Source organism: Streptomyces sp. NPDC057010 (genome assembly GCF_042673805.1).
Taxonomy (GTDB): domain Bacteria; phylum Actinomycetota; class Actinomycetes; order Streptomycetales; family Streptomycetaceae; genus Streptomyces.
On the sequence record NZ_JBHUSC010000027.1, the window covers coordinates 73,474 to 89,876 of the forward strand.

12 protein-coding genes and 2 pseudogenes are annotated in these 16,403 nt (G+C 74.3%); 5 read left to right on the forward strand and 9 right to left on the reverse strand.

All coding sequences use genetic code 11. From position 1 onward, the window contains the following. Window positions 1-72 precede the first annotated feature (72 nt). Entirely contained in the window at window positions 73-2,448 is a 2,376-nt protein-coding gene (locus ACFTXQ_RS22435) for an FHA domain-containing protein (RefSeq protein WP_382643378.1), read from the forward strand. Beyond that, entirely contained in the window at window positions 2,445-3,167 is a 723-nt protein-coding gene (locus ACFTXQ_RS22440; protein WP_382643380.1) for a hypothetical protein, read from the forward strand. The genes ACFTXQ_RS22435 and ACFTXQ_RS22440 overlap by 4 nt, the downstream gene beginning before the upstream one ends. Window positions 3,168-3,199: 32 nt before the next feature. Here the strand turns inward: ACFTXQ_RS22440 and ACFTXQ_RS22445 are convergent, their stop codons facing one another. Then, window positions 3,200-4,447, reverse strand: a complete 1,248-nt coding sequence (locus tag ACFTXQ_RS22445) for a streptophobe family protein (RefSeq protein WP_382643382.1) — start codon at window positions 4,445-4,447, stop codon at window positions 3,200-3,202. 94 nt (window positions 4,448-4,541) lie between these two features. Between ACFTXQ_RS22445 and ACFTXQ_RS22450 the strand changes: the two are divergent. After that, a pseudogene (locus tag ACFTXQ_RS22450) lies at window positions 4,542-5,798 on the forward strand (DUF6777 domain-containing protein); the annotation flags it as partial. 401 nt (window positions 5,799-6,199) lie between these two features. Here the strand turns inward: ACFTXQ_RS22450 and ACFTXQ_RS22455 are convergent. From ACFTXQ_RS22455 to ACFTXQ_RS22465, 3 genes are all read right to left on the reverse strand, one after another. Further along, window positions 6,200-6,445 (reverse strand): hypothetical protein, encoded by a 246-nt coding sequence (locus tag ACFTXQ_RS22455; protein WP_382643384.1) that lies wholly within the window; start codon window positions 6,443-6,445, stop codon window positions 6,200-6,202. 123 nt (window positions 6,446-6,568) lie between these two features. After that, window positions 6,569-7,483: a C40 family peptidase gene (locus tag ACFTXQ_RS22460; RefSeq protein ID WP_382643386.1), complete on the reverse strand. Its 915-nt coding sequence runs from the start codon at window positions 7,481-7,483 to the stop codon at window positions 6,569-6,571. Window positions 7,484-7,523: 40 nt separating this feature from the next. Further along, window positions 7,524-8,951: an SPFH domain-containing protein gene (locus ACFTXQ_RS22465; protein ID WP_382643388.1), complete on the reverse strand. Its 1,428-nt coding sequence runs from the start codon at window positions 8,949-8,951 to the stop codon at window positions 7,524-7,526. Between the two features lie 280 nt (window positions 8,952-9,231). Here ACFTXQ_RS22465 and ACFTXQ_RS22470 point away from each other — a divergent pair, with 280 nt between their 5' ends. Next, complete coding sequence (locus ACFTXQ_RS22470; RefSeq protein ID WP_382643390.1) at window positions 9,232-11,349, forward strand: SpoIIE family protein phosphatase; 2,118 nt, start codon at window positions 9,232-9,234, stop codon at window positions 11,347-11,349. A 25-nt stretch (window positions 11,350-11,374) separates the two neighbouring features. On the opposite strand, the gene ACFTXQ_RS22475 is transcribed toward ACFTXQ_RS22470, so the two are convergent. The 4 genes from ACFTXQ_RS22475 to ACFTXQ_RS22490 all read right to left on the reverse strand — a co-directional run bounded on the left by ACFTXQ_RS22475 (window position 11,375) and on the right by ACFTXQ_RS22490 (window position 15,598). Then, the gene (locus ACFTXQ_RS22475; protein ID WP_382643392.1) at window positions 11,375-12,073 is read right to left on the reverse strand and encodes an alpha/beta fold hydrolase; all 699 of its coding nucleotides are present in this window, start codon (window positions 12,071-12,073) and stop codon (window positions 11,375-11,377) included. 36 nt (window positions 12,074-12,109) lie between these two features. After that, window positions 12,110-14,056 carry an ABC transporter permease gene (locus ACFTXQ_RS22480; RefSeq protein ID WP_382643394.1) on the reverse strand — a complete coding sequence of 649 codons (1,947 nt, stop codon included), beginning with the start codon at window positions 14,054-14,056 and terminating at the stop codon, window positions 12,110-12,112. A gap of 232 nt (window positions 14,057-14,288) precedes the next feature. Further along, window positions 14,289-15,107 (reverse strand): molybdate ABC transporter substrate-binding protein, encoded by an 819-nt coding sequence (gene modA, locus ACFTXQ_RS22485; RefSeq protein ID WP_382643396.1) that lies wholly within the window; start codon window positions 15,105-15,107, stop codon window positions 14,289-14,291. 95 nt (window positions 15,108-15,202) lie between these two features. Then, window positions 15,203-15,598: a molybdopterin-binding protein gene (locus tag ACFTXQ_RS22490; protein WP_382643398.1), complete on the reverse strand. Its 396-nt coding sequence runs from the start codon at window positions 15,596-15,598 to the stop codon at window positions 15,203-15,205. 134 nt (window positions 15,599-15,732) lie between these two features. Between ACFTXQ_RS22490 and ACFTXQ_RS22495 the strand changes: the two genes are divergently transcribed. Further along, complete coding sequence (locus ACFTXQ_RS22495) at window positions 15,733-16,122, forward strand: RNA-binding S4 domain-containing protein (RefSeq protein WP_382643400.1); 390 nt, start codon at window positions 15,733-15,735, stop codon at window positions 16,120-16,122. Window positions 16,123-16,137: 15 nt separating this feature from the next. Here the strand turns inward: ACFTXQ_RS22495 and ACFTXQ_RS22500 are convergent. Next, window positions 16,138-16,403 (reverse strand): annotated as a pseudogene (locus ACFTXQ_RS22500) (PTS fructose transporter subunit IIA); the annotation flags it as partial.

Genomic DNA, 16,403 nt, shown 5'->3' on the forward strand with positions numbered 1-16,403 from the left:
GTTGTCATTCCCTATAAGCACCTCCTGACCTGCGGTTATGCCGGTCCGATCGGATCGTGGGAAAATCTGTTCATGGTCCAGCGCCCCGGTGTGCCGACCGCGCCCGAACTCGTCCTGGAGACTGCAGGGGGCTCCACCGAGATGAGCCCGGCGCGGACCTACCACGTCGGCCGGGACCCCCTCTGCGAGATCTGCCTCGACGACCCCCGCGTCTCCTGGCACCACGCGCTCCTGCGCCCCGACGGCGACCACTGGACCGTCGAGGACGAGGACAGCACCAACGGCACCTGGGCCGACGGCCACCGCGTCCGGGCCTGGAGCGTCGGCCCCGGCAGCGAACTGCGCTTCGGCAGCGCCGAGGACGGACCGCGCGCCGTCCTCCTCGACCGCGCGCCGGCCCACGCCGCCGCGGCCCGGCCCTCGGGGGTCTGGAAGCCGTCCCTCACCGGCACCTTCCGGCAGCCGAGCAGCATCCGCCCGCTGGCCGCCCGTACCACCGTGCGCATCGGCCGCGCCCCCGAGAACGACCTCGTCATCGACGAGCTCATCGTCTCCCGCCGCCACGCCGAACTGCGCGCCCTCGCCGACGGCGGCTACGAGATCGCCGACCTCGACAGCCACAACGGCACCTACCTCAACGGCGCCCGCGTCCACCGGACCGCCCGCGTCGCCGAAGGCGACATCGTCGGCATCGGCCACTCCGCCTTCTGCCTCGTCGGCGACCAGCTCCAGGAGTACGTGGACACGGGCTCGGTCTCGCTCGACGTCCAGGACCTCACCGTCGCCGTCGACCGCGGCCGCAAGGTCCTCATGGAGGGGGTCTCCTTCCCCGTCGGCGCCAACTGCCTGCTCGCCGTCGTCGGCCCCAGCGGCGCCGGCAAGTCCACCCTGCTCGGCGCGCTCACCGGCCTGCGCCCCGCCGACCGAGGCACCGTCCTCTACGACGGCCGTGACCTCTACCGGGACTACGCCGAACTGCGCAGCCGCATCGGCCTCGTGCCCCAGGACGACATCCTGCACGCCCAGCTCACCGTCCGCCGCGCCCTCGCCTACGCCGCCGAACTGCGCTTCCCGCAGGACACCGCCAGGGCCGAGCGCGAGGCCCGGGTCGACGAGGTGATCCGCGAACTCGGCCTCGTCCAACGGGCCGAACAGCCCATCCACAGCCTCTCCGGCGGCCAGCGCAAACGGGTCTCCGTCGCCCTGGAACTGCTCACCAAGCCGTCCCTGCTCTTCCTCGACGAACCCACCTCGGGCCTCGACCCCGGCATGGACCGCTCCGTCATGCACATGCTGCGCGGCCTCGCCGACGACGGCCGCACCGTCATCGTGGTCACCCACAGCGTGCTCAGCCTCGACGTCTGCGACCGGCTGCTCTTCCTCGCCCCCGGCGGGCGCGTCGCCTACTTCGGCCCGCCCGACGAGGCCCTCGCCTTCTTCGGCTTCGACGAGTGGCCTGAGGCCTTCGAGGCGTTCGAGACCCAGCAGGACCGCGACTGGGCCGGGGCCTACCGGGCCTCGCCCGCCCACCGCCGCTACGTCGACGTCACCGGCCGGCTGCCCCGCGTCGCCGAGGAGCCCGACCGGGTGGCCGGAGCCGTCGCCAAACCGCCGCCCAAGGCCCAGAGCTGGGGCTCACAGCTCTCCACCCTGATCCGGCGCTACGCCGCCGTGCTCAGCACCGACCGGACGTTCCTCGTCATCATGGTCGTCCTGCCGTTCATCATGGGGGCCATGGCCCGCGCCCTGGCCGGCAGCTCCCTCACCGCCGAGACGGCGCTCAACGCCCTGTTCATCCTGTGCAACGGCGGTGTGCTGACCGGCGCCGCCAACGCGGTGCGCGAACTCGTCAAGGAACGCGTCATCTACCAGCGCGAACGCGCCGTCGGCCTGTCCCGCTCCGCCTACCTGATGTCCAAGGTGGTGGTGCTCGGCGCGGTCACGGTGGTCCAGGCCGTCGTCCTCACCCTGGTCGGCCTCGCCGGAGTGAAGCTCAACGCCCCCGGCGGCAAGGGCGTCCTCATGCCACCGCTCGTCGAGATCACCCTCGTCGTCGCCCTGCTGTCCTTCACCGCGATGATGCTCGGCCTGCTGATCTCCGCCCTGGTCCGCAAGGAGGAGGTCACCATGCCGCTGCTGGTCCTCCTCGTCATGGTGAACATCGTCTTCTGCGGCACCCTGCTGAAACTCAACGGCGTCCTGGTCATCGAACAGCTGGCCTGGTTCGTGCCCTCCCGATGGGCCATGGGAGCCATGGCCGGCACCATCGACCTGGGCGCCATCGTGCCCGGCAAGCTCACCCAGGACCCGTTGTTCGACCACGAGGCCGGCGTGTGGGTGTTCAACGTCGTCAGGCTGGCCCTCCTCGCCGGCCTCTACGGCGTACTGGTGTCCCGGCTGCTGCGCCGCTACGAACCGGCCGTCATGCGGAAGCAGCCGAGGCGATGAGCTTCCCGCCCGGTGTCGCCGACTTCCACCCCACCCACGTCGTCCCGCAGGAGGGCATGTCCGCCTGGGAGTCCCCGGACGTGACCCGGCCCACCGCACCCCTGGACCCCTTCCTGCCCGTCCAGCTGCTGTCCCGGAACGGCGAGTGGGGGGAGATCCTGTGCGCCAACGGATGGTCCGCCTGGGTCGACGGGCGGCTCCTGATCGCCATGCCTCAGCCGCCGCCCACCGCCGGGGGACCGGCGCCGGCCCGCGCCGAGGACCCGCGGCCGCACCTCGACCGGACCGCCGCCGCGCTGGAGCGCTACCGGCAGGCCGTCGGCGACCTCGCCGCGCGACGGGTCGACAGAGAGGGGTTCGTCCGCTCGCTACGGGACCTGCGGGCCGGGATCGTGATCGACGGGGAGTCCGTCTGGGTCTACGACGAAGCGGTGGGCCGCTGGATGTACGGCGACGGGACCCGCCTTGCCACCTACGCGGTCGCCGCGGGACCGGGGGCCCCGCAGCCCCCGCAGCCGCCGCCGACGCCGACGCGGGCCAGCGCGGACGGGACCGTCGACGTACGGGGGAACCCGCCTCCGCCGGCCGACCCGGTCGCCGCCCAACTTGACGTGGCGCCGGAACGGAAGGCGCCGGAACGGAAGGCGGGAGAGGCCTCGCACGAGCCCACGCGGATCGTCGACTCACCGGGGAACGGGAGCGCGGGCGGGGACGGGTGAGGAAGCCGGTCCGAACCTCAGGCATCCGAACCTCAGGCGGCGGGCCCGTCGACGCTGCCGCCGCGGTGGAGGGGGCGGGCCAGGAGGGCGCCCAGGAACCCGGCCACCGCGCCCCACAGGAGGGCGAGCCCGACCGTGCGCCACAGCACGGACGTGAGCCGCACCGTGCCGCCGAAGGCGTCCACGTCGCCGATGCCCAGCAGGGTCAGCCCGAACTGCGCCTGGATCCTGACCAGCAGACATACCGTCAGGGTTGCCAGGGCCAGGGCCACGCCGAGGTGCAGCGCGTGCTGCCAGGGGCGGACGTGGGCGGGGGAGCGTACGGCGGCCAGTACGCCCGCGGCGAGCAGCAGGACGACGGCCACGACCACCAGCCACCACGCCCGGGAGTCCTGCCGGGCCAGCGAGGCCACGTCGACCGTGGACAGGTCGGGGCCGCGCAGGACCTCGTCCAGGGGCTGAGGCATCGGCAGCCCGAAGGGGCCGTCGACCCTGCCCTCCCAGGCGCCGCCGAAACCGAGGGTCAGCGCGAGCCAGGCGAGGTTCGGCAGCCCCAGCAGGAGCACCGCCAGGGTGCGGGCGCCGTGGCCCTGGGTCGCCGCCACCACCAGGCCGATGCCGAGGGCGAGGACGACGTACGTGAGCAGCAGCAGGGTCGTGGCGAAGGCCGCCGGGCGCACGGCCGTGTGGAAGCGGACCAGGCGGGCCGGGAGCGGCGCACGGCGGGAGACCAGCAGCGCGATGAGCAACAGGCCCAGGATCCACAGCAGTCCGAAGAGCAGGGTGGCGGGCAGATCGGCACGGAAGCCCACCGTGGGCGCGGAGTCGAGGAGTTCGCCGAGCCGTCCGAGGGGGGAGTCGTCGGTGGAGATGCCGAAGGTCTGGCGGGAGAGGAGCGCGGCTCCGGTGAGTGCGGCGAGCCAGAGCAGGACCAACGGGGCGGCGCGGGACAGCAGTTCGCGGGGCCGGGCGACCGCCCGGTTGTGCAGGGGGCGCAGGAAGAAGTACCCGGCGGTGAGGGCGCCGGCCAGGCTCACGGAGAGCGGGAGTACGGACAGGCTCGCATCCGCCCCCGCCAGGAAGCCGGCGCCGCCCGACAGCTCGACCGAGCCGCCCGCCGCCATCACGACGACGGCCGCGACCACGTGCGGGAAGGCACCGCCGGGCAGTTCGCCCGCACCGGCGCACGCGAGTCCGGCCGCGGCGACCGCGGTCATGACCAGGAAGCCGGCCACGACCGCCACGAGGGCGTCCCGCCATGCTTTCGGCGTTGGGATCACCCGTTCAGCGTAGGCAGCCTCGGGTTGCGGGCACCACTCGGACGGCGCACACAATGGTCCGCAAGGGGACTTTCTGCGCCTGGAAGAAGAGCCCATGAGCACTCAACCAGACCGCCCGCGGCCCCAGCCGCCGTCGTCGGAGCGCCCCACCGGGCCGCCTTCGGGCCCGCTCTCGGGCGGGCGCCAAGGGCCACCCGTACCGCCGCCACCGCCCGCGCCGCCGGGCGGTCCCGGTGGGCCGGGCACTCCGGCCGGCGGCCCGTGGTGGCGATCCGTACCCCGGCTCGCCACCGCTCTCGTGGCGGTGGCGGCGGCCGTTGCCCTGGCCGTGGTGCTGACCCGGCCCAGCGGCACGGACAATGCCGGTGGCGAGGTGTTCCTCCAGCCGGTGGCCGCCTCCGGCCCGGACCCCTTCACCGAGTCCACGGCCGCGGAGCAGGCCAAGCCGCTGCCGGATAGCCCGGCTCCGTCCGCCACCACGGGCACCAAGCCGACGACCGCCCCCACCGCGACCGCCGCCGCGCCGACGGGCACCCGGAGCGTCAGCGGATCCTCGCCCGGCGTCTACGCGGGCACGCGGAACGTCCCCGCCTGCGACGTCGAGAAGCAGATCAGGGCGCTGTCCGCGGAGCCCGCCAAGAACGCAGCCTTCGCCCAGGCCCAGGGCATCCAGCCGGCCGCCGTCCCGAGCTACCTCCGCTCGCTCACCCCGGTGCAGTTGCGGATGGACACCCGGGTCACGAACCACGGCTACCAGAACGGCCGGCTCACCGCCTACCAGGCCGTGCTCCAGGCCGGGACGGCGGTGCTCGTGGACGACCGGGGCGTGCCGCGCGTGCGCTGCGCCTGCGGGAACCCGCTGGGGCCGCCGGTGGCGCTCAAGGCCAACCCCAAGCGGTTCGGGCAGACGTGGAACTCGTACCAGCCGTCGCGCGTGGTGGTCATCGCGCCTGCGGTGACGATCGTGAACAAGTTCGTGATCTACGACTACCACAACCGGCACTGGTACGAGCGGCCCCGCGGCGACCACCACGGCAAGAACGACAGGCCGGTGCCGCCGCCGGTGTTCCCGACGCCGACGTTCAACACGACCTGGCCGACCCCGACGGCGACGGAGACGCGGACCCCGCGGGAGGTGAGGACGCCTACCGGGACGCCTACCGGGACGCCGACGGAGACTGCGACTGCGACTGCGACTGCGACTGCGACTGCGACCCCGACGGAGACGCCGACGGAGACCCCGACCGCGACGGAGACCCCGACCGCGACGGAGACGCCGACGGAGACCCCGACCGCGACCCCGAAGGAGACCCCGACCGCGACCGAGACCCCGAAGGAGACCCCGACCGCGACGGAGACGCCGAAGCTGCGGGAGCTGACCACGCCGTCCGAGACGCCTTCCAAGTCCCCGGAACCGCCGTCGGCGTCGCCCTCGGAGACCAAGGCCAGGGTGGTCCCGCCTTCGCCCTCGCCCACGCCCCCCGCTCCGGTGAAGCCGCCGGCGCCGACCACGGCGGCACCGCCTCCGCCCCCGCCCCCGCCGCCTCCGCCTCCGCCTCCTCCGCCGCCGGTGGTGACCACGGAGCCACCGCCTCCGCCACCGCCTCCGCCCCCGCCGCCTCCGCCGTCACCACCCGCTCCGCCCGCCGGCGCCCCCGGCACCGGCGCCCTGTAGGCGGACCGAAGAACGGCACCTCACTCCCCCGCGCGGGGGAGTGAGGTGCCGCACGTTCCGGGTGCCCTGACCCGGGGTCACCCCGTACTCCGGCGCCGGGACAACGCGTCGCCCGCCACGCCCACGGCGAGGCCGAGTACGACCATGACGGCGTAGCTGAAGACCTCGTAGCCCTCGGGGGCGAGGAAGCGGACGAAGCCCATGAAGCGGATCCAGCCGAACCACTCGTGCAGGAGCCCGCTCGCGCCGCCGACGACGAGGACGAAGCAGAGCAGGCCGGACACGGCGGCCACGGGGGACTTGGGGCGGGAGGAAGAGGTCATGCCCCGAGGGTAGGAGGGCCGCGCCCGGCGCCGGATCGGCCGTTGGTCGTCCGGCCGTCGTACTTAAGTATCGGATCCGGCGCGCGGCCCCGGCGCGCCCTGACCGGAGCTCCGGTCAGGGCGCTAGCGGACCCGGCCGTACATGTTCGGGTTGTAGGCGCTGAAGCTGGAGATCCGGACGTTCCTGCCGGGGCGCGGGGCCTCCAGGTACTGGCCGTCGCCGAGGTAGAGCGCGACGTGGTGGATGCCGGAGGCCGAGCCGTTCGAGCTCCAGAAGACCAGGTCGCCGCGGCGCAGTTCGGAACGGGAGATGGGGGTGGTGGCCCGGTACTGGTCGTCGGCGACCCGGGGGAGGGAGATCCCGGCACTGCGGTAGGCGGCCTGGACCAGGCCCGAGCAGTCCCAGCCGTGCGGGCCGTTGCCGCCCCACACGTACGGGTCGCCGAGGTGGCTCTCGGCGAACGCGATGGCGCCCTCGGTGCCCTGGCGCAGCGGGGTCCCTGACCTGCCGGAGCCCGATCCGGAGGGGGCCGGCGAGCCGGAACCGCGCGAACCCGAGTCGGCCGAACCGCCCGCGAAGCGCTCGTACTTGTCCTGGTGGCTGGTCCAGCGCCACCGGCCCGCCCCGTCCTGGTACCAGTACACGCGGTCCGTGGCGTCCCAGCCCGCGCGTCCGCGGAAGGTGGGCTCGGAGGTGCGTCCGGTGGACGCCCTGCCCTGCTCCGGCGCGGCACTGCGCCCCGACTGGCCCGTTTTGGAGGCGTACTTGTCGTAGTGGGAGGTCCAGCGCCACCAGCCGGTCTCGTCCTTGTACCAGTACTTCGACCCGTCCCAGCCGGCCTTCGAGGGGGCCGGCTCGGCCGATGCCGTGCCCGCCGCGGCGCCCAGCAGCAGGGTGGCGCCGACGGCCGCGACCACGGCTCCGCGCACGGTGCAGCGGCGGCGGCCGGCCGAGGCGGTGAGCGCCGTGGCGCCGCGGGCGCAGCCGGAGCAGTCGCAGCTGTCGGGTATGTCCTCGGTGAACTCGGGCATGTGCATGCGTGGTTCCTCTCCGATGGGGGTTCTTCTCGGGGCTGGTTCAGCGGGCGTCGGCGGCAGGGCCGCGCGCCGTGTAGAAGGCCACGGTCAAGTCCTTGACCAGGGCCTTCCGTTCGTAGTCGTCCAGACTCACCAGGCCGCGGTCGGACATCCGGTGGACGGTGTCGTCGACCGCGTCGATGACGGAGGTCAGGACGGAGTCGCGGTGGCGCGCGTCGATGGCCGCGATCCGGCGGCGCTGCATCGCGGCGGCGACCTCGGGGGCGTACTCGACGTGCAGCGGCCGCGCGGAGAACACCTCGATGCCGACGGCCCGGCATTCGGAGGTGAGGAGGGCGGTCAGCTCGTCGCCGACGGCCTCGGTGTCGCGCAGGGTTGCCGGCTCCGCTGCGCCCGGTGGCCGGAAGGAGTCGGCCGGCATACGGGAGAGCACCCGGGCCGTCACGGATTCCACCTGTCCGCGCAGGTAGACGGCGTGGTCCTCGACGGACAGCAGGGCCCGGGCGGTGTCCTTGACCCGCCACACGACGAGGACGACGGCCCGCAGGGCGGTGCCTTCGGCGTCGACGACGGGGAGCGGCTCGCTGCGCCAGTGCCGTAGCCGCACGTCGACCCGGGCGTGCCGGGGCAGCGGGCTGGACCAGATCAGTCCGGTACGGCGGATCGTGCCGCGGTAGCGGCCGAAGAGGGTCAGGGCCCAGGCGTGGCCGGCGCGGCCACGGCGCAGCCCGGCGACCGCGGCGAGGGCGAGGAGGGCGCAGGCGGCGAGCGCGGCGAGGGGCCAGGCCTCGGCGGGGGTGCGGGGGAGGGGGCGGTGGAGGCGGGGGTCCGTGTACCGGGCCAGCACGGCGGCGCCGGTCCCGGCCAGCCCCACGACGAGCAGCGCCCACCAGCCGGAACAGGCCCGGGCGGGCCGTTCCACGAGCTTCGGATCGAGAACGGGCGGCAAGGTCCGCCGGACGCCCGCCCGCGCGGCGGTCCCAGAACCGGCGGGCACCGGTCCGCCGGCTGCCGGTCTGGCGGGTGCGGAACCGATGGGCCCGGGGCCGGGTGCGGAACCGATGGGCCCGGGGCCGGCGGGTGCCGGTCCGGCGGGTGCGGAAGCGAAGGGCCCGGGGCCGGTGGGTGCGGAAGCGAAGGGCCCGGGGCCGGTGGGTGCGGAACCGATGGGCCCGGGTCCGGCGGGTGCGGGGCCGGTGGGTGCGGAGCCGATGGGCCCGGGATCGGAGGGCCCGGGGCCGGTGAGGGGGGCAGTGGTGGGCGCCGGATCCGCGGGGGCGTTCGGGGTGCAGGGCGGGGTCGGGTTCACCGGCCGCGGTGTCGCGCCGCCGGCGGCCGGCAGCCACAGCGTGCGGGGGCCGTCACGGACGCCACGGTCGTGCTCCGGCTCCTCGTCCCGGAACAGCGGGCCGAGGACGAGGGGGTCCCGGTAGGGCCGGACCACCACACCCTGGGAGGCGTCGGCCACGGCGGGTATCCGCCCGGGCCTCGCGTCCCCGCCCTCGGCCGGCTCTCCGGTCCTGTTCGACGCTCGCGACAAGCCACACCCCACACAGCCATGGGCATCAACAGACCTGTGCCGGACGGCTGTTGACACCACAGAAGACGATCAAGAATGGTTTGATCTTCGCGGAATCGTATAAGCCTGACATTCGGGAAAGGTCCCGACAGGCCGGGACTTTGGTCCTTTGTCCCCGGGTCCTCCGTCCCGCAGGGACACCGGCGGGCTGGAGTGAGACCCTGGCTGCATGGCCCAGAGGGCAAGGAACCCCGAGGTCGACTGGCCCGCGCGGCCGGACACGAGCCTGGCGCTCAACCGCATGGGCACCTTCGACTGGGACCTCGACAGCGGCCGGCTGCACCTGGACCCGACCGCCCTCGAGGTCCTCGACCTGCGCCCGGAGGAGTTCACCGGCACCCCCGAGGGGCTGCGGGCCCGTCTCGCGCCCCCCGAGGCGGCCCGGCTCGACGCCCGGGTCGCGCAGGCGCTCAAGGACGGCCGCAGCCACTACGGCGCGTACGTCCGCAGCCACCGCCGGGACGGGACGCCCGCCTGGACCCACATCCAGGGCCACATCCTGCGGGACCCGCACGGCCGCCCGTACCGCGTCATCGGGATCCTCCGCGACGCCGCCCACGACCCGGGCGAGTCCGGGGCGGACGGGGCCGCCGGGGAGCAGGCCGAGGGGCGGCGGCGGATGACCGGGGTCGTCGAGCGGACCACGGCCATCCTCGCCCACGCCCGCACCGTCAACGACGTGACCGACATCCTCAAGGACCCGCAGGCCCTCGGGCACCTCGGCGCGGTCAGCGTGATGCTGGGCGTGGTCGACGGCGGCCGCATCCACCTGGTGGCGGAGGGGCAGCTGGGCTCGTACGTGCCCGAGATCGAGTACACACGCATCGACGCCCGGTTCCCGATGAGCGAGGCCGTACGCACCATGCAGCCGGTCTTCCTCGCGGCGCGCGAGGAGTTCCAGGCGCGCTACCCGGAGCTGTGGCCGTACATCGAGCCGCTGTCCGTGCACAGCGGTGTCTACCTGCCGCTGATCGCCCAGGGACGGCCCATCGGCGCCCTCGGGCTGCTCTACACCCGGGACGGGGATTTCACCGCCGAGGAGCGGAACCTGCTGATGGCGCTCGGCAGCGGCATCGCGCAGAGCCTCCAGCGCGCCATCCTCTTCGAGCAGGAGCACGACCTGGCGGAGGGCCTCCAGCGGGCCATGCTGCCGCGCCGGATCCCCGAGGTGCAGGGGGCGCTGATCGCCGTGCGGTACCGGTCCGCCCGGATGGGGCGGGACGTCGGCGGCGACTGGTACGACGTGATCCCGCTCGGCGAGGGCCGGGTCGGGGTGATGATCGGGGACGTGGAGGGGCACGACACGGACGCGGCTGCCGTCATGGGGCAGCTGCGCATAGCGCTGCGCGCGTACGTGGCCGAGGGGCACACCCCCGGCGCGGCGATGGCGCGGGCTTCGGGCTTCCTGCGCGAGCTGGAGACGGAACGGTTCGCCACCTGCACGTACGCCGAGGTGGACCTCACCACCGGAATGCTGTGCCTGGTGCGCGCCGGCCACCTCGACCCGATCGTGCGGCGCGGTGACGGCAGCGTCCACCGGGTCCAGGTGGCGGGCGGCCTCCCGCTGGGGCTGCCGGCCCGCGAGCCGTCCGGTGGGGGCAGCGGCACCGGCTATCCGGTCACCAGCCTCGAACTGCATCCCGGCGACACCCTGCTGCTGTGCACGGACGGCCTGATCGAACGGCCCGGCGCGGATTCCGACAGCGGCATGAGGGACCTCGTCGACGCCGTCCGCCGCGGCCCGGTCGACGTACAGGAACTCGCCGACGAGCTGTGCGACCTGGTCGGCGACTCGGGCGGCGGGGACGACATGGCCCTGCTGGTGCTGCGCCGCCGCGGTACGCCCGCCGCGCGCGGCGGCGGCCCGCTGCGCCACCGGCTGGAACCCGGTGACCCGGACGCCCCGGCGATGGCCCGCCACCTGATCCGGGCGGCAGTGGCGGCCTGGGGCGCGCGGGACCGGGCCGACGAGATCGAACTGGCGGCGGACGAGCTCATGACCAACGCCCTGGTCCACACGGAGGGCGGCGGCCAGGTCAGCATGCGGTTGACGGCGGACGGGCGGATCCGCATCGAGGTCGAGGACTCCAGCAGCGCCCTGCCCAGGCCGCGCGAGGCGGGCGACTGGGCGGTGTCGGGCCGCGGCCTGATGCTCGTGGACCGGCTCTCGGACGCCTGGGGCGTGGAACCGCGGGGCGGCGGCAAGTGCGTGTGGTGCGAATTCACGGCCGCCACTGCCACCGCTACCCCTACCACCACTGCCGCCCCGGTGCCCGTACCCGGCTGACTCGCACCGGGGCGTATCCGCCGGGTCAGGAGGCGGCCGCGGCCAGCAGGACCTCCGCGAGTTCGGCGGGGCGGGAGAGCATCGGCCAGTGGCCGGTGTCCATGCGGACCAGGTGCCAGTTGTCGCAGGTCAGCAGCCGGGCCACATCCTCGTTCGGCTCGGCCCCGTCCAGCAGGCACTTGACGTAGGTGGCCGGCAGCTCGCCCAGCGGGCGGGCCAGCACGGCCGGTTCGGACAGCGCGGCTCCCGGGTGCCGGGTGGCGCCGTCCACGAACCGCGCGATCTGCTCGGCGCCGAGGTCCTGGCCGTCGAAGTCGGAGGCGGTCAACGGGGCCCAGAAGCCACCGTTCGCGGCGATCGCCGCCTCCAGCTTCCCCGGCCCCTCCCACCACGTGGAGACGAACGACTCCCCGTCGGCCGGAACGTCGGAGTCGACGAAGACCACCCGGGCCAGCCGGTCGCCGATCCGCTCGGCGGCCTGGCCGACCGGGATGCCCGCGTAACTGTGGCCGACCAGGACGACATCGCGCAGATCGAGGCGCTCGACCTCCCCGACGACGTCCCGGACGTGCGTCTGCTGCCCGGCCGGCTCGCCGCGTCTCTCGGCGAGACCGGACAGCGTCAGGGCATGGGCGCCGTGGCCCGCCGCGCGCAGCCGCGGCACCACCTCGTCCCATGCCCACGATCCGAGCCAAGCGCCTGCCACCAGTATGAAGTTCGCCATGAGCGACAAGCTAACGCAAGGGTCTGACAACGGCCGTCAGAGGCGTACGAGGGTGACCTCGGTGGCCTTCACACTGGCCCACACCTCGGCGCCGTCGACGAGGCCCAGCTCGGCCGCCGCCTCCGGGGTGATCTCCGCGACCAGGTCGGGCGCCCCGGCCGGGGCGATCAGCACGCGCAGCCGGCTGCCGACCGCGGTGATCTCCCGTACGGTGCCCGGCCACACGTTGCGGGGGCTGCCGTCCGGCTGCCTGCGGTGCACCGACACCGCCTCCGGGGCGATGATCGCCAGCGCCCTCGACCCCTCGGGCAGCGCCTCCGCGACCACCAGCCGGCCCCCCGGGGCGAGGGCCAGCCCGTCGGCCGACGCGGTACCCGGCCAGGCGTTGCGCCCCAGCATCCGGGCCACCCACGGGGAGCGCGGATGCCGGGTCACCTCGGCGGGCGGCGCGTCCTGGAGGGTCTGTCCGTCGGCCAGTACGAGGACCCGGTCGGCCAGCGACACGGCCTCGACGGGGTCGTGCGTGACGATGAGGCAGACCCCGCCGAAGCCGGCCAGATGCGTGCGCAGGGTGTGCCGGACGTGGGCCCGCGTCGTCTGGTCCAGGGCGGCGAGCGGCTCGTCGAGCAGCAGCAGGCGGGGGCGCGGGGCCAGGGCGCGCGCCAGGGCCACGCGCTGGGCCTGGCCGCCGGAGAGCTGGGCGGGCCTGCGCTGGGCGAGGTGCCCGACGCCGAGCCGGTCCAGCCAGGCCTGCGCCTCGCGGCGGGCCCCGGCGCGCGGCACCCCGCGGGCGCGCAGCCCGTACGCGGTGTTGGCCAGCGCGCTCAGGTGCGGGAACAGCGCACCGTCCTGCGGGACCCAGGCCACCTGCCGCTTGTGCGGGGGCAGCGCGGTGACGTCGGTGTCGCCGAGCCTGAGCTCGGCGCGGGCCCGCGGGGTCAGGCCGAGCAGGGCGCGCAGCAGGGTGGTCTTGCCGGCCCCGTTCTCGCCGACGACGGCGATGGTGGTGCCGGCCTCGGCGTCGAGGGTGAGCCGGTTGAAGCCGGTGACGCTGGCGTGCAGGGGCCAGTGGCCGCCTTCGTCCGGCGCGGTGGCCCTCGTGACCGCCTCCGCCCGCGCGTCCGTCGCCGCAGCCTCGGCCTGGTTCTCCTCGGCCACCGGCGGCGCCTCGGCGGCCTTGTGGGCGACCGGGGTACCCGTCCAGCGGCCGCGCAGGGCGATGAGGACGGCCATGGCGATGGCGAGGAGCAGCAGCGAGACGGAGGTGGCGGCCTCGGGCTGGTCCTGGAGCAGCAGGTACACCTGGAGCGGCAGGGTCTGGGTGGTGCCGGGCAGGTTGCCGGCGAAGGTGATGGTCGCGCCGAACTCGCCGAGCGCGCGGGCCCAGGTCAGCGCGGCGCCGGCGACCAGGCCGGGGGCCACCATGGGCAGCGTCACCGTGAAGAACACGCGGACCGGCGAGGCGCCGAGGGAGGCGGCGGTCTCCTCGTAGCTCTGCCGCAGACCGCCCAGGGCCCCCTCCAGGCTGATGACGAGGAACGGCATGGCCACGAATGTGGCCGCGACGACCGCGCCCGAGGTGTGGAACGGCAGGGTGAACCCGAAGGTGTCCTCCAGCCAGGGCCCGAGCAGCCCGCGCCGGCCGAAGCCGAGCAGCAGGGCCACACCGCCGACGGTCGGCGGCAGCACCATCGGCAGCAGCACCAGCGAGCGGACCAGGGCCTTGCCCTTGAACTCCACGCGGGCCAGCAGCCAGGCGAGCGGCACGCCGAGGAGCAGCGAGAGGCCGAGCGCCCAGAGGGACACGACCAGCGAGAGCTTGAGGGCCTGTTCCACACCGGGACTGGTCAGGTGGGAGCCGAGCTCGCCCCACTGGGTGCGGGCGAGGATGCCGATCAGCGGCAGCAGCAGGAACGCGACGGCGAGCAGCGCGGGGAGCGCCAGGGTCACGGGGGGCCGGGTGCGGGTGCGGAGTCTGCTCATCACGGTTCCAGGCTGGGGGGCGGTGCGATGCGGTGCGGGGTGGCGGGCGGGCGGCTGCGGGGGAAGCGTATGCGGGTGCCCCTTGTGCGGCGGACTTCCGGGGCCGCCGGCGGCTCGGACACCCGCCCGTGGGGCGGCGCGCGGCGCGCGGCCGGGGCGCGAACGCCGTGAGGGACTGCCCGTCCCCCCGGACCGGGCAGTCCCTCACGGCGCATCCCACCGCAGGCGCGGACTACGGCTGCTGGAAGCCCGCGTCCTGGAGGATCTTCTGCGCCTCCGGCGTGCTCAGCCAGGCCACGAAAGCGGCCGCGGCCTCGGGGTTCTTGGACTGCTTGAGCGTGGCGGCCGGGTAGGAGGCCACTGCGTTCTGGTCGTCCGGGATCTCCACGGAGACGACCTTGTCACCGGACTTGGCGGAGTCGGTCTTGTAGACCAGACCGGCGTCGGCCTCGCCCAGCTCGACCTTGCTCAGCACGGCGCGGACGTTCGGCTCCTGGGACACGGGCGTCACCGTGACGCCCTGCTTGTCCAGGATCTCCTTGCTGTACCGGCCGGCGGGAACCTCGGGCGCGGCGAGGACGACCTTGATCTTGCTGTCGGCCAGGTCCTTCAGGTCGTCGATCTTGAAGGGGTTGCCCTTGCCGGTGGCGATGACCAGGCGGTTCTTGGCGATGACCTTCGCTTCGCCGGTCTCGGCCTTCAGGCCGTCCATGGTCTTCGTGTCGGCGGTGGCCAGGGCGTCGGCGGGCGCGCCCTGCTTGACCTGCGCCGCGAGCTCCTGGGAACCGGCGAAGGAGAGCGTGATCTTCGTGCCCGGGTGGGACTTCTCGTACGCGGCGCCCGCCGCCTTGAACGCGTCCGTGAGGGAGGAGGCCGCGAGGACGGTGAGGTTCGCGGGCTTGGGCTCGGCGGAGGCGGAGGCGGAAGCCGAGGCGTCGGCCCCGGTCTTCTTCTCGCTGTCGCCGCTGTTGCCGCAGGCGGCCAGCGGGACGAGCAGGGCGGCGGTCAGCGCGGCGGCAGCGGCGCGGCGGGGGTTCGGGGTCCGGAACATGAGCGGAGCTCCTCGGTCGGGTCTGAGGCGCCGGCGTGTGCCGGGGCCGCGGGATGGGAGACCCGCGCCGGTGACGGGCGGAGCGGGTGGGGACGTCAGGTGCGGTCGATGTGCACGCTGGTGGACTTCACGCGGGCGGTGGCCTGCATGCCGACCTCCAGCCCGAGTTCCTCGACGGCCTCACGGGTGAGCAGGGAGACGAGGCGGTGGGGACCTGCCTGGATCTCGACCTGAGCGGCCACATCGCCCAGCCGGACGGCCGTGACGATGCCGGGGAAGGCGTTGCGCGCCGAGGTGTACGGCTCTCCGTCCTCGAGGTGGGCGCCCTGGCCGACCTCGACGGAGAAGGCGGCCAGGTCACGGCCGTTGATGAGGCGTCGGCCGCCTTCGTCGCGATGGGTCGCGACCCGGCCTGCGTCGGCCCAGCGGCGCGCGGTGTCCGGGCTGACGCCCAGCAGGCGTGCCGCCTGTCCGATGGTGTAGGACTGCATGTGCCACAAGGTAGGGGCAGGTATGGCGCATTTGCAATTCTGTTGGGGTGATGCACATGGCAGATGCCAAGCTCATTGTTTCATCTGCCAAAAGTCCTTCCGCTTTCCGCCGCCCCTCTCGCTAGAGTCGGGGCATGGCTGAACAGGTAACGGGAACGGAAACGGGAACCGTGCGGGTGGACGCGTGGATCTGGTCCGTGCGCCTGACGAAGACCCGCTCGACCGCGGCGACCGCCTGCCGGGCGGGACACGTGAAGGTCAACGGGGAACGCGCGAAGCCGGCGCAGCCGGTGCGCGCCGGTGACGAGGTGCGGCTCTTCCACGCGGGGCGCGAGCGGATCGTGGTGGTCCGGCGGCCCGTGTCGAAGCGGGTGGGCGCGCCGGTCGCCGCCGAGTGCCTCATCGACAAGAGCCCGCCGCCGCCGACACCGGTGGAGGCCGCGGTGGTGGGCATCCGCGACCGGGGGGCGGGCCGCCCGACGAAGCGGGAGCGTCGCGAAATCGAGTCCCTCCGCGGCCGCTGAGCCCTCGGGCCGGGGTCAGGCCTTGCGGTACGCGTAGGCCTCGCCGGCGGCCGATTCGACCGCCGGCAGCGGGGCTCCCGCCGACGCGGCGACCAGCGCCGCCACCGCGCCCTCCAGGAAGGGGGCGTCCACCAGGCGGGAGCCCGGCGGCAGTTCCTCGTCCAGCAGCAGCGCCTTCACCGTGAGGACCGAGCTGCCGAGGTCGGCCAGCAGGGCGACCCCGGCGCCGCGGTCCACTTCGCGCGCGGCCGCGACGATCAACTCCGCGCTCGTGCCGAGGC